Origin of the sequence: Embleya sp. NPDC127516 (assembly GCF_044765325.1) — a bacterium.
GTDB lineage: Bacteria > Actinomycetota > Actinomycetes > Streptomycetales > Streptomycetaceae > Embleya.
In genome coordinates, this window is the sequence record NZ_JBIWJT010000009.1 from 165778 (window position 1) to 184723 (window position 18946).

At 70.9% G+C, this 18946-nt stretch carries 16 protein-coding genes; 8 read left to right on the forward strand and 8 right to left on the reverse strand.

Features of this window, described 5'->3' with window-relative positions; translation table 11 throughout:
• Positions 1-459: 459 nt before the first annotated feature.
• Both ACIRL2_RS19290 and ACIRL2_RS19295 read left to right on the forward strand, forming a co-directional pair.
• Positions 460-1122 (forward strand): NADPH-dependent F420 reductase, encoded by a 663-nt coding sequence (locus ACIRL2_RS19290; protein ID WP_402233551.1) that lies wholly within the window; start codon positions 460-462, stop codon positions 1120-1122.
• A gap of 61 nt (positions 1123-1183) precedes the next feature.
• Positions 1184-1618: a hypothetical protein gene (locus ACIRL2_RS19295; protein ID WP_395860390.1), complete on the forward strand. Its 435-nt coding sequence runs from the start codon at positions 1184-1186 to the stop codon at positions 1616-1618.
• Positions 1619-2101: 483 nt separating this feature from the next.
• Here ACIRL2_RS19295 and ACIRL2_RS19300 read toward each other — a convergent pair whose 3' ends face one another.
• Positions 2102-2488 (reverse strand): hypothetical protein, encoded by a 387-nt coding sequence (locus ACIRL2_RS19300; protein ID WP_402233555.1) that lies wholly within the window; start codon positions 2486-2488, stop codon positions 2102-2104.
• 190 nt (positions 2489-2678) lie between these two features.
• Between ACIRL2_RS19300 and ACIRL2_RS19305 the strand changes: the two genes are divergently transcribed.
• Positions 2679-3350, forward strand: a complete 672-nt coding sequence (locus ACIRL2_RS19305) for a TetR/AcrR family transcriptional regulator (protein ID WP_402233558.1) — start codon at positions 2679-2681, stop codon at positions 3348-3350.
• Positions 3351-3456: 106 nt separating this feature from the next.
• Here ACIRL2_RS19305 and ACIRL2_RS19310 read toward each other — a convergent pair whose 3' ends face one another.
• The gene (locus ACIRL2_RS19310; protein ID WP_402233560.1) at positions 3457-5703 is read right to left on the reverse strand and encodes an MMPL family transporter; all 2247 of its coding nucleotides are present in this window, start codon (positions 5701-5703) and stop codon (positions 3457-3459) included.
• Positions 5704-6005: 302 nt separating this feature from the next.
• Here ACIRL2_RS19310 and ACIRL2_RS19315 point away from each other — a divergent pair, with 302 nt between their 5' ends.
• On the forward strand, positions 6006-6767 hold the full coding sequence (locus ACIRL2_RS19315) for a TetR/AcrR family transcriptional regulator (protein ID WP_402233563.1): 762 nt from the start codon (positions 6006-6008) through the stop codon (positions 6765-6767).
• 105 nt (positions 6768-6872) lie between these two features.
• Here the strand turns inward: ACIRL2_RS19315 and ACIRL2_RS19320 are convergent, their stop codons facing one another.
• The 3 genes from ACIRL2_RS19320 to ACIRL2_RS19330 form a co-directional block, all read right to left on the reverse strand.
• The gene (locus ACIRL2_RS19320; protein ID WP_395860971.1) at positions 6873-7610 is read right to left on the reverse strand and encodes a 2-phosphosulfolactate phosphatase; all 738 of its coding nucleotides are present in this window, start codon (positions 7608-7610) and stop codon (positions 6873-6875) included.
• Between the two features lie 401 nt (positions 7611-8011).
• Positions 8012-8671: a hypothetical protein gene (locus ACIRL2_RS19325; protein ID WP_402233566.1), complete on the reverse strand. Its 660-nt coding sequence runs from the start codon at positions 8669-8671 to the stop codon at positions 8012-8014.
• Between the two features lie 221 nt (positions 8672-8892).
• Positions 8893-9378 (reverse strand): carboxymuconolactone decarboxylase family protein, encoded by a 486-nt coding sequence (locus tag ACIRL2_RS19330; RefSeq protein ID WP_395860402.1) that lies wholly within the window; start codon positions 9376-9378, stop codon positions 8893-8895.
• 226 nt (positions 9379-9604) lie between these two features.
• Between ACIRL2_RS19330 and ACIRL2_RS19335 the strand changes: the two genes are divergently transcribed.
• Entirely contained in the window at positions 9605-10507 is a 903-nt protein-coding gene (locus ACIRL2_RS19335) for an RNA polymerase sigma-70 factor (protein ID WP_402233569.1), read from the forward strand.
• Positions 10508-11037: 530 nt separating this feature from the next.
• Here ACIRL2_RS19335 and ACIRL2_RS19340 read toward each other — a convergent pair.
• Both ACIRL2_RS19340 and ACIRL2_RS19345 read right to left on the reverse strand, forming a co-directional pair.
• Entirely contained in the window at positions 11038-11775 is a 738-nt protein-coding gene (locus ACIRL2_RS19340; protein ID WP_402233572.1) for a hypothetical protein, read from the reverse strand.
• A gap of 156 nt (positions 11776-11931) precedes the next feature.
• A complete protein-coding gene (locus ACIRL2_RS19345) occupies positions 11932-12945 on the reverse strand; it encodes a zinc-binding dehydrogenase (protein WP_402233575.1) in 1014 nt (337 codons plus the stop codon).
• A gap of 101 nt (positions 12946-13046) precedes the next feature.
• Between ACIRL2_RS19345 and ACIRL2_RS19350 the strand changes: the two genes are divergently transcribed.
• Entirely contained in the window at positions 13047-13985 is a 939-nt protein-coding gene (locus ACIRL2_RS19350) for a LysR family transcriptional regulator (protein ID WP_395860409.1), read from the forward strand.
• 196 nt (positions 13986-14181) lie between these two features.
• On the opposite strand, the gene ACIRL2_RS19355 is transcribed toward ACIRL2_RS19350, so the two are convergent.
• Positions 14182-15882, reverse strand: coding sequence for a DUF885 domain-containing protein (locus ACIRL2_RS19355; RefSeq protein ID WP_402233578.1), 1701 nt, complete (start codon positions 15880-15882; stop codon positions 14182-14184).
• Positions 15883-16133: 251 nt separating this feature from the next.
• Here ACIRL2_RS19355 and ACIRL2_RS19360 point away from each other — a divergent pair, with 251 nt between their 5' ends.
• Both ACIRL2_RS19360 and htpG read left to right on the forward strand, forming a co-directional pair.
• Positions 16134-16841, forward strand: coding sequence for a type III effector protein (locus ACIRL2_RS19360; RefSeq protein ID WP_402233580.1), 708 nt, complete (start codon positions 16134-16136; stop codon positions 16839-16841).
• A 102-nt stretch (positions 16842-16943) separates the two neighbouring features.
• Positions 16944-18869: a molecular chaperone HtpG gene (gene htpG, locus ACIRL2_RS19365; protein WP_402233583.1), complete on the forward strand. Its 1926-nt coding sequence runs from the start codon at positions 16944-16946 to the stop codon at positions 18867-18869.
• Positions 18870-18946 lie beyond the last annotated feature (77 nt).

The window sequence follows — 18946 nt, forward strand, 5'->3', positions numbered from 1 at the left end:
GTCGTCGCGCCCGGCCAGGACGAGTGAGCCGGCCCTGACGAATCAGCGGAGCCCTGGCGCGTCCGCAAGCGCCGGGTGGACGGACGCAGCCACGACCGCGAGTCCGCGCGGATTCGGCGAGCGCATCGGGGTGGGCCGACGCCGTCCGCCGACACATCGCGCGCAGCGTGACACCGGCCGCCCAGGCCCGCCCGACGGACGCGACCGCGGCCCGCCCAAGAGCTGATCACACGGATCGGCGTCCTGGCCGGGCCACAGTGGCGCACGATCGCGCACTCGGTGAATTCGGGTCTGTCCGGCGACGTTGCGCAGTGTCCTGCGGGCGCGGTGAACAGCGCGCCCACGCCGACGATCCCGGCGCCGCGTTCGTGTCGCGCATCCGGTCCGCCGGGGAATGCGATGTCGTCTCGCGGGGTTCCGGCATGCGCGACACTCGATACCGCACGCACTGGAGCGTTCATGAAGATCGGCATCATCGGCGCCGGCAACATCGGCGGCAACCTGACGCGTCGGCTCGCCTCCCTCGGACACGAGGTGTCCGTGGCCAACTCCCGCGGCCCCGAGACGCTGACGGCCCTCGCCGAGGAGACCGGCGCCACCCCCGTCACCGTGGCCGAGGCGGCCCGAGACGCCGAAATCGTCGTGGTCACCGTCCCGCTGAAGAACGTGCCCGACCTACCGGCCGGCCTCCTCGACGAAGCCGCCGAGGGCTTCACCGTGATCGACACCAACAACTACTACCCGCGGCAGCGCGACGGCCGGATCGCCGCCATCGAGGACGAGGGTCTGACCGAGAGCCGCTGGGTCGAGAAGCAGCTCGGACACCCGGTGATCAAAGCCTTCAACGGCACCTACGCCCAGGACCTCCTGGAAAGGCCCCTCCCGGCCGGACGGCCCGACCGCATGGCCCTGCCGGTAGCGGGCGACGACGAGTCGGCCAAGAACGTCGTACGAGCCCTGATCGACGAGCTCGGCTTCGACTCCGTGGACGCGGGCGGCCTCGACGACTCCTGGCGCCAGCAGCCCGACACCCCCGTCTACGGCCTGCGCGCCGGCATCGAAGCGGTCACCAAGGCCCTGACCGAGGCCGACCCGGAGCGCAAGGAGTCCTTCCGCGGCTGAGGCCGGTCCCCCATGAGGGCATGAGGGCAACGGCGGGTTTTCCTGACGGTACGGTCGCCGGGTGAAGTCGACGAGGTCGAGCGAGTGTCCGTTGCACGGGGTCGGTGTGCGTCCCGAGTACCTGGTGGGGCGGCGTCTCGAGCAAGTGCTCGCTTCCTGGCACCTGTACGGCGCGGAGGCTCCGTCCGGCCCGCTGGACGTGTGGCTGCTCGACAGCGAAGGCGTCGCCACCCACATCACGACCGGCTCGGACTGGTGCCTGATCGTGGAGACGTCGCCCCCCTTCGCGGCATACGACATGCGGGAGGTCGGCCGCGTCGAGGTGGCACCGATCGGTGGCGAGACCCCGTTCGCGGAGCACCTCGGCGAGACCATATCGGCAATCGACGAACAGCGAGACCCGTACACCGGGCGGCTCGCACTGGAGATCACTTTCGGCTCCGGTCGTGTCCGGTGCGAGACCTGGTCGGGGGACCTCCGCCTGTCCGGCAGCTGATCGGCACGCCGACATCTGCCAGGCCCGTGTGCGGATCTCGCCGTTGTTGCCGGTGCCCATCCGTGTCGACGACGTGCACGGCGGGCGCGGCCGTGTCCGAGCCGCGCGTCGGCACCGCGAGTCGGTTCGGACGCCCGGCTGCCCAGCGCAGGGAACAGGCGGTGCCGAGATCGAAGCGGCCGGCTTCGATCTCGGCAAAGGGGCCGGCTCCGCTCCGGCCGGCGGCCACGTCGTGGAAGGACAAGCCGTCCCTGGACACGGCGGCGACGCGCGACCCGTCCGGACGGAGCGCGGCCATCGAGGCGGGCACGTACCAGCCCACCTCACGGGTACCGGCGTCCACGCAGATCGCGTCGGTTCCGAACAGACGGGTCCCGTCCGGCGACCAGACCGGGTTCTCGATCCACCGGCCGATGCCTTCCCGTACCTCGGCCCGCGCGTTCGGTGCGCCGGCGGGACGGGCTTCGCTGCCTGTTGCAGCGCTCAACGTCGGCGGGCGCGGTGGAGCGTGAAGATCAGTGCCGCGGAGGCGGCGACGATCAGGCCGACGAACGCCGGATGGATGTCCTTGGACAGGCTCTGCGCGCCGTCGGGCCGCACCAGCCACACGGTGAGCGGGATCGCGAACGCGACGGTCACGATTACGGCTCCCGCCCGCACCGCCCGGTCGCGAACCCGAGTCAGGGCGCCGACCAGGGCCACCATGACCGGCACGCCGGCGATCAGCGCGAACTGACCCAGGACCATGACCGGAACCGCCCACGCGGAGACGGTCACCGCCCGCGGAATGCGCCGGGCCGCCGCGTTCCGCGGCGCCGCGTTCTCGGGGGACGTCGGCGAGGCCGACACGACGTTCGATGGAGCCGACATGACGCTCTCCTCGGATGCGAGTGGCCGGACGTACGGATCCCAAGGACCCGCACCACCAAGCTCGCTTAGATGATTTGCCGTTCGTTATGAGTTATAACTTTCGTGCACGATCGACGTCAACCGCCTGGGTGATATCTTCTAACCAGAACTTGAATATGTAGCAGGTTGGCTCAGGGAGAGGTACGGCGGCATGGCGGACAGCGGCACGGCGACCCCGCGCGAGCGCTATCGCGCCCAGGTGCGCGCGGAGATCAAGCAACACGCGTGGGAGCAGATCGCCTCGGCGGGGGCATCCGCGCTCTCCCTCAACGCGATCGCCAAGCAGATGGGCGTGAGCGGACCGGCGCTCTATCGGTACTACGCCGGCCGCGACGAGCTGATCACGGAACTCATCACGGACGCGTACCGAAGCCTCGCCGACACCCTCCGCGCGGCCGCCCATTCCGGTGGTGACCTGGCCGCGCCGGCCCACGCCCTGCGCGGATGGGCTCTGGCCGACCCTCAGCGGTACTTCCTCATCTACGGCACGCCCGTCCCCGGCTACCACGCGCCCGAGGACGTCACCGCCATCGCGGACGAGATCCTGGTGACTCTGCTCGACGCCTGCACCGCGGTGCCCCCGGACACCCGTGCGACGCCGCTCGACGCGCACCTCGACGATCATCGGCACTGGGCGGGCGACCATCCCGCGTCATCCGCCGTCCTCCGCCGGGTCCTGGCCTTCTGGACCCGGCTGCACGGCGTACTGTCCCTGGAACTCGCCGGACACTTCACCGGAATGCGGTTCGACCCCGCCCTGCTCTTCGCGGCCGAACTGGAAGACCTGCTGAACCCTGGTGCGGTGCCTCCCCGTCACGGGTGAGTGAGCACCCAGGTGTCGGAGCCGGCCGGGCGAGCGCGAGCCGCACGAGCGTGCCCGCCTCCGAGGACGGCGGAGGCGGGCACGGTACGGCAGCGGTCTCGCGTGGTCAGACGGCCGCCGAGTCCTTCTCCATGGGCGCGCCGGCCCCCGCCCCCGGCGAGGTCGCGGCCACCGGCGCCGGGCCGGCTTCGCCGAGCCCGAATCGGTCGTGGAACTTCCGCAGCGGGCGTGGCGCGTACCAGGCCGAACGGCCGAGCAGCCGCATCGCGACGGGCACGAGTACGCCGCGTACCGCGATGGCGTCGATCAGGATGGCCAGCCCGGTGCCCAGGCCGAACATCTGCATGAAGCTGATCTCGGCCGTACCGAAAGCGAAGAAGCTCACCGCCAACAGGGCGGCCGCCGCGCTGACGATACGTCCCGTGCGCCCGAGGCCGTTGACCACCGCGGACTCGGTCCCCTCGCCCAGATCGTGGAGTTCCTTGATCCGGCTGAGCACGAACACCTCGTAGTCCATCGAGAGACCGAAGGCGATGCAGAACATCAGCACGGTCATCGAGGTGTCCATCGGCTGCGGTGTGAAGCCGAGCAGGGAGGCCATGTGCCCGTCCTGGAAGATCCAGGTCATGGCGCCCAGGGCCGCTCCCAGGCTGATCAGGTTCAGGACCAGCGCCCGCAGCGGCTGCACGACACTGCCGGTGAACAGGAAGAGGAGGAGGAAGGTGGTGACGGCGACCAGGGCCACCGCGATCGGGAGTCGGCCGGCGATGGAGTCCTTGGAATCCACCAGTTCGGCGTCGGATCCGGAGACCAGGGGGTGTGTCCCGGCCGGCGCCGGCAGCGACCTCACCTCGGCGACCAGGTCCTGGGCGGCGCCCGATTTCGGCGCCAGTGCACTCACCACGTCGATGCGCTGGGCGTCGGGGCGGCCCAGGGCAGTATTGCCGGGCCCCGGCGCGGTGGAGCGCCCGCCGACGTAGGTTCCCGTGGAGGCCGAGACGCGGACGACGTCCTTGTGCTTGGACAGTTCGGCAGCGTACGCGGCCAACGGGGCCTCGCCCACCGGCCCGTCGATGACGATGTGCACGGCCGCGGCGTCGTTGCCGTTGTAGTTCTCCCGCAGCGCGGTCGAGACCTGACGAGTCTTCGCGTCCTCGGACAACACCCGTTCGTCGGCCGTACCGAAGCTGATCCCCAGGAGCGGGCTCGCGGCCAGCAGCAGCACCGCGAGCACCGGAATCGCGGTGAGCGCGGGACGTCGCATGACGGTGCCGGCGATCCGGCCCCACAGCGGCACCCGGGCGTCGGTGCGCCCGAGTTTCGCCCACGGCATCCGTCCGCTGTCGACCTTGTGCCCCAGGAGGGCGAGGAGGGCGGGCATCACGAACAAGGTGGCGACCGCGGCGACGATGATGACCCCGACGCCGGCGTACGCGAACGAGCGGAGGAAGAACTGCGGGAACACCAGCAGCGATCCGAGCGCGGCGGCGACCGTGGCGGCGGAGAACGTGACGGTGCGACCCGCGGTGCGCACGGTGTGCCGGACCGCGTCGTCCACCTCGGCCCCCGACGCGAGTTGCTCGCGGAACCGGCTGATCATCAACAGCGCGTAGTCGATGCCCAGTCCGAGGCCCAGGGCCGTGGTCAGGTTGATCGCGAAGATCGACACGTCGGTGACGCTGCCGAGGACGGCGAGGACGGCGAACGTGCCCAGGACCGCGACGGTGCCGATCACCAGCGGCAACAGCGCCGCGACCACGCTGCCGAAGACGACCAGGAGCAGCACGAGCGTCAGCGGCACGGCGATCGCCTCGGCCAGGACGAGGTCCCTGCCGCTCTGTGTCGCCAGTTCGTCGGCTACGGCGGTGGCCCCTCCGGCCCGGACGGTGAGACCGTCCCCGTACCGACCGGTGTAGGTGTCGACGATGCTCTTGACGTTCTTTCCCTGCTCCGTGTCGTCGCCCTTCACGTGGGCGAGCACGATGGCCTCGCGGCCGTCCTTGGAGCGCAGGTTCGGGTTGTCCGTGTCCCAGTACGAGATCACGTTGTCGAGCTTCTGTTCCTTCTGGAGGTCCGCCACCAGGGCTCGACCGCTCTGTTTCGCGGCGGGACCGTCGACGCCGCCGTCGGCGGGGCGGACCAGCAGGACCAGGTTCGGCTCCCCGCCGAACTTCTCGTCGATGACCCGCCCGGCACGGGTGGACTCGGAGGCCGGATCGTCGAAGCCGCCCCCGCCCAGCAGCTTGCCGAACGCGCCGAAGCCCACGACGCCCATGAGGACCACGGCCAGGGCCGCGACCACGAGTACCGCCTTGGGCCGGCGAACCACCAGCTCGGCTATGCGGTCGAACACGCACTTCTCCTCTGCACTCTCACTGCGAAAACGACACGACAAAGGTCGGAACGACCTGATGGGGGTGGGGCCGGGCGTCCTTCCGAGCAGCGGAAGCGGGCGTCCGGGCCGGCGCCGACGAGGCGGGAGAAACCGCTCCTCCGCGTCCACGTGTTTCGCGTTCTCGGGACGGGATGCGATGTCGCCTTCCCTGTCGCCATGGACGACATTAGTGAGGTACAAGAATCTTTGGCAGTGTTAGATTTTCTTCACGGAGTGCGATTTTTGGTGCGGTGCGGGAAGGTTCGTCGTACGGTCGTCGCATGCCTCCAGCCGAAGCCCCAGCGGCCGTCCCCACCCTGCGCCAACGGCGCCGTGCCGTCGCCGTCCAGGAGATCCTGAGCGCCGCCGAGAGCCACATCGCCGAACACGGACCTCACTCGTTGTCCCTACGAGCGGTCGCCCGGAGCCTCGGCATGACCGTGCAGGCGCTCTACCACTACTTCCCGAGCCGGGACGACCTCGTCACCGCCCTGATCACCAAGGCGTACGACGACCTGGCCGACGCCGTGCAAGACACGGTCGACGCCGCGCACGACACGGCCGTACCGCGCCTGGTGGTGGCGGCCGAGGGCTACCGCCGATGGGCCATCGCCAATCCCGAACGGTTCCAACTGATCTACGGGGCCCCGTTGCAGCACTACCGGGCGCCCGCCGACGGCCCCACCACGCAGGCGGTCCGCCGGATGAGCGCTATCTTCCAGCAGGAACTGTTCGCCGGGCTGACCACGGAACAACTGGGCGCCGCCGACACGCCCGCGCTCTCGCCCGCGCTCCGGAAACACCTGGAGGGCCTGCCACCGGACGGTCTGGGAGATCTGCCGCCGGCCGCGGCCGCTCTCATCCTCAGCTCGTGGGGGCACATGCACGGCCTCGTCGCCTTGGAAGTGTTCGGGCACACCGCGTTCATCGGCACGCACCAGGCCGAGATCTTCCGCATGGCGATGCTCGACATGTACGACGACGTGCACCGCCGAATTCCTGCCGCCGAAGCGGGCGTTGCGCCGCCGGAGCCAACCGCCTGACCGGGCGGCGAGGCTCGATGCCCTGCTCACGGCGGGACAACCGAGCCCGATCCGCGTACGGCCGGCCCGCACGCATCCGCTGCCGCCGCCGCGCACGGGACCGGGTTACGGCTCTCGCAGGGGGAGTCGGACCGCCGGCGATCGCATCGAAGCGCCGTCGGTCGGCGAAGGCGCGGCACGGGGACGGAGGACCATGAGCGAGTCCTCCAAGGTCGCCACCATCGCGAAGGGGAACCGGTCGAGTTCGAGACAGAGTGCGACGTCGTCGGGATGGGCTCCCGCACGCACCCCCTCCGTCAACTCGGCGGCGGCGCGCGACTCGCCGGCGCGGCGGAGGAACTCGGCTGCGTCCGTGCCGGCCCCGGTGGCCCTGCGAGCGATGTATTGAGCGCAGGCCAGATCTTCGTCGGCCTGCCCGTCGTCGCCGGTGACCACGAACGTGACACTCTCACACTCGTGTGTCCGCAGGAGTCGAGCCGTTGCCTCCGCCACCACGAAGCTCGCGCACAGCACCAGCGACGCCTCCTTGACCGCAAGGGCACCGACCGTCCCTGCCGTGGTCTTCTGCACAACGGTCCGTCCGCCGAGGTCGATGGACCGCAGCAGGCCCGGCGAGTTGACGGTGTCGAACCCGGGCGCCGGCGGGCCGTCCTTGAGCGCCACCCAATCCGGGTGGCGACCCTTGAGCGCCAGGGCTTCGGCCGGTGACTCGGCGAGCACGATCCTTTCCGCCCCCTGGGCAAAAGCCCAGGCAGCCACCGTGAAAGCGCGCATGACGTCGACCACGACCGCCACGGACGGGGGTTCGACCAGCTCGGCGATGCCGAGGAAACGAGCGTCCATCCGGCGATGATCGCGCATACCCGCCCCCCGGCGCCGTCTACCGACCGAATGCGCGACTGCTTGTGCCAACGGCTCGTGGTTGACCCGGATCGCCTTGTACGGGTACCGGCCCTGCCAGTGTTCGATGAGGTCGAGGGCCCCGGGCATGGAGAAGGGCGCGTTCAGGGCGTCGAGGTCGGCCAGGCGCATCCGCACGATGGCACTGGCCGCCTACGCCCGCGGGCCCTTCGTTGCCGCCGCCGCGGAGGCGGCAGGGATCGAGGACGCGCCGACGACCCGGATGCGCAGTCGACCACCGGACCACTGACGACGCGCCGCCGACCGACGTCGGCGGCCGATCGGCCGCACGGTGCGGAGGTGGATACCCGCCCGTGCCGCCCGAGGGCTCGGTCCCGCCGGCGCTACGCCGACGGTGCCGGTGTCGCCGCGGCGAGGATCGCCTCGATCGCCTGCTCGTAGAGGTACCCGTGTCCGTCCACCATCAGCTCCATGCGCGATCCCGGACCCACCTCCCGGTCCGGGACGCCGAGCCGGACCACCCCGGCCGGCGTACGCAGCGTGAACGCCTCGTAGCATCCACCGCAGGCATCCACGTCGACGTTCACCTCCTCGTCCCGCAACGCCAGGCCGCGCCGGGCGAGTTCGGCGCGCAGCAGTGCGACGTTCCGGCCGAAGGCGCGCAACCCTTCGGCTCCATCGGCCAGTTCCTGCACCAGGTCGGCCCACACGTAGGAATCGCCCTCGCACTCGATCGACCAGGGTCCGTCCGGCTCGGCGCCACGAACCACCGCGAGTTCCACACCGGGTATGGCGATCCACTGCTCGTATCCCTCGTACGGCCGAACCACGAACAGCCGATACTCGGCCCGCCCGTCGTCGTCCTCCTCGGCCGCGTCCAGGTCGACCAGCCCCTCGGCCGCGCAACCACGCTCGACGAGCTCGGCCGCGAACGCAGCCATGTTCGCCCGCGCCAACGCATCGACGCCCGCACTCTCGGACTCGCGCGAACCGGTCGTGGCCCCCACGGAAATCGGCGTGGCCGAATTCGACTCCTCGGTCATCGACTCGCCCCTCCTCGCATCACCGTCGTCGTCTTCGCCGTACACGATCCCATCCTGGCCGGCCCGACGCGCGGCCACGACGGGGACATCCATCAGGCTGGGGAGGCGAGGCGGATGAAGTCCGCGTCGCCGAACTCGGCGTCGCTTTCGGGGTGTCCACGAACCGAACCCGGCCCGGCGCGGATCACCCGGTCCCGCGCCGGGCGCGATTCGTCCGGTGGTCAGCCCGCGATGTCGGCGAGGTTGCCGGGTTCGTAGGAACCGCCCTGGTTGTTCAGGATCACGCCGAGGCGGTTGGTCGCGTTGATCATCGCGATCAGGGAGACGAGCGCGATGGTCTGGTCGTCGTCGTAGTGCTCGCGTACTCGGGCCCAGGTCTCGTCGGACACACCCTCATGGGCGTCGGCGATCCGGGTACCCTCCTCGACGAGCGCCAGCGCGGCCCGCTCGGCCTCGTCGAAGGCGGTCGAGTGGCGCCATGCGGCGACCAGGTTGAGCCGGGCGAAGGTTTCGCCGGCGGACACGGCGTCCTTACCGTGGATGTCGACGCAGAATCCGCAGCCGTTGATCTGACTGGCCCGCAGTTGCACCAGTTCCTGGGTGGCCTTGGGCAGCGACGACTCCTGGATCAGCAGACTGACGGCGTAGATCCGCTTGCCGATCCTGGTGCCGAGCTCGTTGTCGAACAGGTTCATCCGGGTTTCCATGACGGGTCCTCACTTGTGGGGCTTCGTGCCGCGCGGATCGTTCGCACGGCGTTCCGACGAACACGAGATGCCGGCCGCCCGACCCCTGTGACAACGCGGTCTTGTGACGAAGGCCACCGCCTGTCCACGTCACAAGGCAACCGGGGCCGGTGTCTTGTGCGTGACACGATCGAGGGCGAGCGGACGGGAGTGGGCTGTGGGCAAGCGCGGCGAGCAAACCGGGGACATGGTCGAACCGTCCGTGGGCGACGGCGGCATGGGCCCGGCCACCGAGGCGTTCGTCGCCCACCGCAACCTGCTGTTCACCGTCGCCTACGAGTTGCTCGGCTCGGCCGCCGACGCCGAGGACGTGCTACAGGAGACCTGGTTGCGTTGGGTGGGCGTCGACCTCGACGCGGTGCGGGATCCGCGCGCCTACCTGGTCCGGATGACCACCCGCCAGGCGCTGGGACGGCTGCGCACACTTCGCCGGCGCAAGGAGTCCTACGTCGGCCCCTGGCTGCCCGAACCGCTGCTGACCGCGCCGGACGTGGCCGAGGACGTCGAACTGGCCGACAGCGTCTCGATGGCGATGCTGCTGGTGATGGAGACGCTCACCCCGACCGAGCGGGCGGTGTTCGTCCTGCGCGACGTGTTCGACCTGGAGTACGACGAGATCGCGGAAGCCGTGGACAAGAGCCCGGCCGCCGTCCGCCAGATCGCGCACCGGGCACGCACCCACGTCGCGGCGCGCCGCCCGCGTGGAGTCGTCTCCCCGGCCGAATCCCGCGGCGCGCTGGCGGCGTTCCGGCGCGCGATCGAAACGGGAGATCTGCAGCGCCTGCTCGACATGATCGCGCCGGACGTCGTCCTGCTGACCGACGGCGGCGGAGTCGTCCAGGCCGCACTGGCGCCCGTCGTGGGGGCCGCTGCGGTGGCGCGGGTCCTGGGCCGGATCGACACCGCGGCGTTCCTCCAGCCGGCGCAGGTCAACGGCCACCCGGCCCTGATCCTCCGCCTGGACGGCGCCGTCGACACCGTCATCGCGCTACGCGTCGACGACGGCCTCATCACCGCGCTCTACGCCGTCCGCAATCCCGAAAAGTTGTCACGCATACGGATCGAGCGGGAAACCGCCGTGAGCCGTTGACTCCGTGAGCCGCCGGCTCCGTGAGCCCTGCTCCGGCCCTCGCTCCGGCCCTGGCTCCGGCCCTGGCTCCGGCCTTCGCTCCGGCCGCAACGACGGGAAACGGGTGCTGACGGTTGCGACGGCAACGACGCCCTCACCACGTGGCCGGCCTCCCGAGGTGCCGGCACCGACGGTCTGAAGGTCGTCACCGCCGACATCACAAGTCCGCTTTCGGGGCTGCCGCAGGCACGCGACGTCCACAACGCGGCCGCTCGCTTCGCCTTCGGCCTCGACGCTCGGGACGCGGGCGACGACCCACCCCGCCCTGCTTGCCCACCACCTCGCCGCCGCCGGGGCCGCGACCGACGGCTGACCCCGGAAGTGCACGCACACAGTCCGCACGCGCGGCCCGTGGAGACGGCGTCGACCTTCGTCGCACGCCTGCGGTGGTCGACGTAGCCGGAGTGGCGGATCTGCGAACGAGCAAGCAGGGGTGGATGGTTCGACGATCGGGTCAGGAAAAGGCCCTGCCGTCGACGGTGAAATCCAGCTCACCGACCATCCCGATGCGGCCCTCGCCCCGAGCCATCCGGTGCCGGGGCCGCACCCGCACCCGGGGTCCGCATGCCGACGGCCCCGAGGACGTCCGGCACAACCCGAACCCCGTCGAAGCGCCACGCGACAAGCTCGGCCCGATCCACGTCGAGCCCGCCCAGGTCCAACCTCCGCCGAGCGGCAACCCAGTCCACGAGAGCCTCGGGGCGGTCGATCGGGCCGGCGAAGTGCACCAACGTCAGATACCAGACGTCGCGCGGGTGGTCCGCCTCGAGCCACCCGTCCGCGCCCAACGTCCGCGCGAGAGCCCCGGCGAACTCGTCGGCGCAGCCGTCCTCCGGCCCCAGACACAACATCACGCTGTTCGCCGTCAAGGTCAGGCCCCGCACCCGGAAGCGGATGCTCGGACACCGCGCCGCGGCTCGGCGCAGCGCAGAGAGGTAACGTGCCGCCGCCGGATCGTCCGCGGGGATCGGCGTGCGGTGCGGCTCCACCGCGCGGACGGTGATGTGGGCCGAGCCGCGGGCGCCGGTCGGCCAGTGCCCGCTTCCCGTGGCGGCCAGTGCCTCGAACGCGAGGGCGTGCACCCGATCCGTGCCGGCGGCCTCCGGTCTCAGGACGATCGAGGTTCCCCATCGCGGTCCGTTCACCCTCGGCGGTTCCTGCGCCTGGACCGCCCCGTCGAGAACGGCCTCCCGACCGGCCCGAAACAACCTGTCGAACACCTCGTCCATCTGCGCATGATGGCCCACTCGGCCCTCGGGGAGGGTGATCGCCTCGTCGCCGAATTCGCCCACTCCCCTCGGCATCCCCTCGCCGAGTACACCATCCGACCAGGATCCGCCGCAGCCCGCACCGCCTGGTGTCCGTCACCCGGTGCCCGAACTACCCTATGCGTCCGCCGCCTTGACGATCATCTTCCCCGTGTTGCCGCCGCGCAGCATGGACAGGAACGCCTCCACGATCCGTTCGAATCCCACGACGACCGTCTCGTCCGACGCGAGCCGCCCATCGAGCAGGTGGGGGACCGCGAACGTGTACAACTCGTCGCGCACGTCGCCGTGGTCGCGGACCAGGAAGCCCTCCATGCGCAGGCTCTTCTCCACGAAGTCCGCGTGATCGAAGCACACGGGCGGGGTGTCCGGCCGGTTGTACTGGCTGATCGTGCCGACCCGGACGATGCGGCCGCGCTCGCGCAGGGCACCCACCGCGGCCGCGAGGTGGTCGCCGCCGACGTTGTCGACGAATACGTCGACGCCGTCCGGCGCGGCCCGCGCGAGCAGGTCCGCGACCGCGCCTTCCCGGTAGTCGAAGACCTCGTCGTAACCGACCTGCTCGGTCAGGTATGCCGCCTTGGCCGCCGATCCCGTACTGCCGACCAGTCGCCCGACGCCCAACAGGCGCGCGAAACGGCCGACGGCGGTGCCGACCCCGCCCGCCGCGCCGGAGACGAACAGGTCGTCGCCCGCGCGGAGCCGAGCGATGCGGGTGAGGGCGACGTACGCGGTCAGTCCCGTACCGCCCAGCAGGCCCAGGTGCGCGGACGGCGGAATGCCCGGCAGTTCGGGAAGAAGTTGCACCTCGTCCGGACCGACCACCGCGTGCGTGCGCCAACCCCGGCGGTGGAAGACCAGCGCGCCCTCGACCAGCCCGGGATCTCGGGAGGCGACGACCCGGCCGACCGTGCGCCCCTCCAGCGGGGCGTTCAGAGTGAACTCGCCGTCCATCATCTCGCGGTGGTACGGGTCGACCGACCAGTACAGGTTCTCGACCAGCGCCGTGCCCCGAACCGGCTCGGGCACCGGCGTCTCGACGAACCGGAACCGGTCGCGCGTGGGGAAGCCGCTGGGACGGGCGATCTGCTGGACGGTGACCGCCGTGCTGTTCGGCGGGAGCGAGTTCATGGCACGGACCGTATGCGGGAATGGGCGAGCCGGGCAGAGGGTTGCGCTCATGACCGATTCGTTTCCATGAGCCACGCTCATGGCAGCAGGTGGGAGCCCTGATGACGGCCCGAGCCGACCTTTCTCCGCAAGAGCTGCGGATCCTCGTCGCCGTGGCCGACGAGGGAGGGTTCTCGGCCGCGGCCGCGGCGCTGGGCACCACTCAATCGGGTGTCTCGCACGCGGTGCGCGGCATCGAACGCAAGGTCGGTGCGGTCCTGTTCGAACGCGGCCGGACCGGGGCCCGACCCACGCCGGCGGGTACGACGGCCGCGGCCCACGCGCGGCGCGTGTTGCGGATGCTGGACGTGCTGGTCGCCGACGCACGCGGCGCCGGTCGGGGCACCGGCATGGACGAGGGGGACGTCCGCGGGTCGCTGCACATCGCCGCGTTCCGCAGCGCCGCCCTGCACCTGCTGCCGCCGGTGCTGGCCCGGCTCACCGCCCGCCACCCGGGCATCGAACCACGGGTGCGGATCGTGCGCGAGATCGGTCCCGGCACCGCCGGGGAGGTTGCCGAGGGGCGCGCGGACGTGGGCATCGCGACCCTGGAGACGGCGACGCCGACGCCGCCGGGCCTGGTCGGCGGCGTCCTGCTGGAGGAGCCCTACGCGTTGGTGCATCCCGCCGGGCATCCCGATCCGCGCTCACTGCCGTTGGTCGACTGGTCCGAGAACTGTTCCTCGTACACGCGGGAGTGGTGGGCGATCCAGGATTGGATCCCCCGCGCCACGGTGGAGGCGGAAGACGACGGAGCCGTCCTCGCCATGGTGGGAAGCGGTTTCGGCATGGCGATCATGCCCGCGCTCTCCCTCGCCGACGCGCCGCCCTCCGTGGAGATCGCCGACCTCGGCCCGAAGCGCCCGACCCGCTCGGTGGGTTACCTCACCACGCCCGAACTCGCCGCGTCCGCCGCGGTCCGCGCACTCGTCCGCGAACTCCGCCTCACCAACGCGCCCCGAATACCCCCGAACCCGCCGTCGCGGGTCGATGCCGAGTGACGTCCTCGAACACGACGGGCGGACGCGCCGCCGGACACACCGTCCGACGCCGCATCCGCCGTCGCCTCCGACACGGTGGCCCGCCTCGGCCCGCCGACGGCCGGTGGCGGGTCCTGCGTGTCCGGCTGGGGACCCACCACCACGCCTTCCCCGATGCGGGCCGACAACGTGGCCCGCGCCGGCCCGACCCGCGGGACTACGGAGCCGGCACCGAGGACAGCTCGTCCGCCAGATCGTCGAGCCCCAGCGACCCCTGCGACAACGCCGCCATGTGCCAGGCCTTCAGATCGAAGGCCGCGCCCTGGGCCTTGCGCGCGTTCTCGCGACCCAGGAGCCAGACGCGTTCGCCGAGCTTGTAGCCGATGGCCTGCCCGGGAATGGTCAGATAGCGAGTGAGCTCGCTCTCCACGAAGTCGGCGGGCCGACTGCTGTGCATACCGAAGAACTCCTGCGCAAGTTCCGGAGTCCAACGCTCGCCGGGGTGGAACGGGGAGTCCGCGGGGATCTCCAGCTCCAAATGCATCCCGATGTCGACGATGACCCGGGTCGCGCGCATCATCTGGGCGTCGAGGTAGCCCAGGCGCTGCTCGGCGTCGGTGAGGAAGCCGAGTTCGTCCATCAGGCGCTCGGCGTACAGTGCCCAGCCCTCGGCGTTGGCACTCACCCCGCCGATGGTGGCCTGGTAGCGGGACAGGTCGCCCGCGACGAGCGTCCACTGCGCGAGCTGGAGGTGGTGGCCGGGCACGCCCTCGTGGTACCAGGTCGACACGAGGTCGTAGACCGGGAACCTGGTCCGGCCCATGGTCGGCAGCCAGGTGCGGCCCGGACGGGTGAAGTCCTCGGACGGCGGCGTGTAGTACGGCGCGGCGGCGCTCCCGGGCGGGGCGATGCACGACTCGACCCTGCGCACCTGCGGGGCCAGTTCGAAGTGCGTGCCGTCGAGGCGGTCGATCGCCTGGTCCATCAGGCCCTGCAGCCATGCCCGGACCTCGTCGACGCCTTCGATGTGCGTGCCGTGCTCGTCGAGGTGGGCGAGCGCGACCCAGGGCGTCGCGGCGCCGGGGAGGACCTTCTCGGCCTCCTCGCGCATCTCGCCCAGGAGACGGTGGTACTCCGACCAGCCGTAGGCGTATGCCTCGTCCAGGTCGAGGTCCGTGCCGTTGAAGAAGCGCGACCACAGGGCGTACCGTTCGCGCCCGACGATGTCGGGCGCGTCGGCGATGGTGGGGGCGTACACGTCCCGCATCCAGTCGCGCAGTGCCGTGACGGCGGCGGTGGCGGCGCGCGCGGACTCGTCGAGTTCGGTACGCAGCGCCTCCGGTCCGGCGGCGGCGAAGTCCTCGAACCAGCCGCGTCCGTTGCCGTCGGTGTCGGCCCACTCGCCGAGTTGCTCGACGCACGTCGCGGTCGGGCGAGGGCTCGCGTACAGCTTGCGCTCCAGGCCCAGGGCGAGCGACGCGCGGTAGCCCTCCAGCGCGCCCGGCACCGCGCGCAGTCGCTCGGCGATCGCGGCCCAGTCCTGCTCGGTCTCGGCGGGCGTCACGGGGAACACCTCGCGGACCTCGTGCAGCGGCGTACCGAGGTTGCCGACGGCGCGCAGGCCCTCGCCGGCCTCGTGCACCGCGAGTTGCGCGGTCAGCCGCTCGCGGAGCAAGCGCGCACAGCGCCGCTCGATGTCGCTGTCCGCGCCGGGCAGTTGCTCGGCTTCGGCGAGCCCGGCGAGGGTGGCCCGCGCGAGATCGGCGCGCGCCTCCTGCCCGGCGGGAGAGAGATCGGGCAGCTTGGCGGAGCTGGCCGGGACACCGAGGTAGGTTCCGGTGACCGGGTCGAGCGCGATGAGTTCGTCGACGTACGCGTCGGCGACCTGACGGGGCAACGAGGGGCTGTTGTCTGACATGTGGACATCCTCATACGGCGAGGGCACCGACGTCACGCGGAGTTCCCATTGCATCCGCGATCGCACGCGCCCGAGGCGCACGCCGAGGTGCTCACCAACCGTGAGCGTCTGGACGCGCTCGCACACTCCGCCATATCGTGTCGTCGCTACGACGACACGATATGGCGTCGCCGAGGAGACGACTCCGGCCGAGGAGACGACTCCCATGGGGCACACAGGGAACGGGGCGCGAGGGGACGGGGCACACGGACATGGGAAACGACGAGCGCGACTCGGGGCCGACGCTCGGCACGGCATCCGGCCGTGCCCCCGCCGCCCCGACCGCCCTGGACACCGGTGTGGCCCTCGGGCGGATCCGGGACGCGATGCGCGCGGTCCGGGAGCCGATGCGTTCACCCGATACGTCCGACCCGCCGTTGAGCGCGAATCAGGTGCTGGTCGCGCTCACCCTGCTGCGCGAACTGCGCTTGGAGATCGCCGGCTGGGAGCCCGATCTGATCGAGGCCGCCCGGCGGTTGGGCACGAGCTGGGCGGATCTGGCACCGGCCCTGGGCGTGGCCGGCCGGCAGGCGGCCGAGCGGCGCTATCTACGGCTTCGACCCGCGCCCGACGGTTCGGCGGCCACCGGCGACCAGCGGGTGGCCGCCGAGCGGGACCGGCGGGCCGGTGACCGGGCGGTGGCCGGCTGGGCCCGGACCCACGCCGCCGGCCTGCGGCAATTGGCCGGGCAGATCGGCGCCTTGACCGACCTGCCGGCCGGCGCCGAGCCCGACCTGGCCGCGCTGCGGCGGGCGCTGGGCCGGGACGATCCCGCGGACCTCCTGGGTCCGTTGGCCGAGGCTCGCGGCCATCTACAGTCCGGCCATCCGACGCTGGCCGAGCGGGTCGGCGCCGTGGTTCGCAGTACCGCCGAGGTGCGCCGGGCGTGTGATCACCGCCGCCGGGCACGGCAGCGGTGAACGCCCCGCGCGTTCCCGGTCCGCGCCATATCGGTTCATCGTCGTGTTTTCATCCGGTCGGGTTTCACCCCGACATGTTTCATCCCGAAAGGAGACCCCAGGGTGGGTAGCAGCGTCGAAACGCTGGAATTCCAGGCCGAGACCCGTCAGTTGCTCCAGTTGGTGATCCACTCGATCTACTCGAACAAGGACATCTTCCTGCGCGAGCTGATCTCGAACGCCTCCGACGCACTGGACAAGCTGCGGTTGGAGTCCCTGATCGACTCCGACCTCGAGGTCGACACGTCCGACCTGCACATCGCCTTGGTCGTGGACAAGGACGCCCGCACGCTGACCGTCCGCGACACCGGGATCGGCATGAGCCGGGACGACATCGTGGACCTGATCGGCACGATCGCCAAGTCCGGCACCGCCGGTCTGCTGGAGAAGATCAAGGAGGCCAAGGAAGCCAAGGACACCGTCGCGGCGCAGAGCCTGATCGGGCAGTTCGGCGTCGGCTTCTACTCAGCGTTCATGGTCGCCGACAAGGTCACCCTGCGCACCCGGCGGGCCGGCACCGACTCCGGCACCGAGTGGGAGTCCGACGGCGAGGGCACCTACACCATCGCGGCCGTCGACGACCTGCCCGTGGGTACCTCGGTCACCCTCCACCTCAAGACCGCCGACAGCGAGGACGGGCTGGCCGACTACCTGGCCGATTGGAAGATCCGCCAGATCGTCAAGCAGTACTCGGACTTCATCCGCTGGCCGATCCGGATGGCCACCGAGCGCACCGACGCCGACGGCGTCACCACGCACGGGGTCGACACGCTCAACTCGATGAAGGCGCTGTGGGCCCGGCCGCGCAGCGAGGTGACCGAGGCCGAATACAGCGAGTTCTACCAGCAGATCAGCCACGACCGGCTCGACCCGGCCGAGACCATCCACATGCGCGCCGAGGGCAACTTCGAGTACGAGGCGCTGCTGTTCATCCCGTCGCAGGCCCCGTTCGACCTGTTCTCCCGCGAGACCAAGAGCGGCGTGCAGCTGTACGTCAAGCGCGTGTTCATCATGGACGACTGCGAAGCGCTGATGCCGAACTACCTGCGCTTCGTCAAGGGTGTCGTGGACGCGCACGACCTGTCGCTGAACATCTCCCGCGAGATCCTGCAGCAGGACCGACAGATTCGCGGCGTGCGCCGGCGCCTGGTCAAGAAGGTCCTCGGCGCGATCAAGGACATGCAGGCCAAGGACGCCGAGCGCTACGCGACGTTCTGGGCCCAGTTCGGCCGCGCGTTGAAGGAGGGCCTCTTCGAGGACCCCGACAACACCGAGGCCCTGCTGGAGCTGGTGTCCGCCGCCTCCACGCACGACGCGGAGAAGACCACCACGCTGCGCGAGTACGTGGAGCGCATGAAGGACGGTCAGGACGCGATCTACTACCTGACCGGCGAGACCCGCGCGATGGTGGAGAACTCGCCGCACATGGAGGCGTTCGCCGCCAAGGGGTACGAGGTCCTGATCCTCACCGACCCGGTCGACGAGGTCTGGGTCGACCAGGTCCCGGCCTTCGACGGGCACAGCCTGCAGTCCATCGCCAAGGGACAGGTGGACCTCGACGAACCGGCCGACGGCGACGAGGAGGCGGGGTCGGAGAAGGCCAAGCGCGAGCAGGACTTCGCCGCCCTGCTGCCGTGGCTGACCACCACCCTGTCCGAGCAGGTCAAGCAGGTCCGGCTGTCGTCGCGGTTGACCACGTCGGCGGCGTGCATCGTCGGCGACGCCAACGACATGACCCCGACCCTGGAGAAGATGTACCGGGCGATGGGTCAGCAGATGCCCCCGGTCAAGCGCATTCTGGAGCTCAACCCGACGCACCCGCTGATCACCGCGCTGCGCTCGGCGCACGAGGCGAACGCCGACGACCCGGCGCTGGCGGACGTCGTCGAGCTGGTGTACGGCGGCGCGCTGCTCGCCGAGGGCGGCGACCTGCCCGACCCGGCCCGCTTCACCCGCCTGCTGACCGATCGCCTGGCCCGCGGCCTGTAAGCGACGGCCGACGCCCCGCCACGGCCTGAACCACCGGCCGAGCGGCGGCCATGCCGACGGCACCTGCACACACGCAG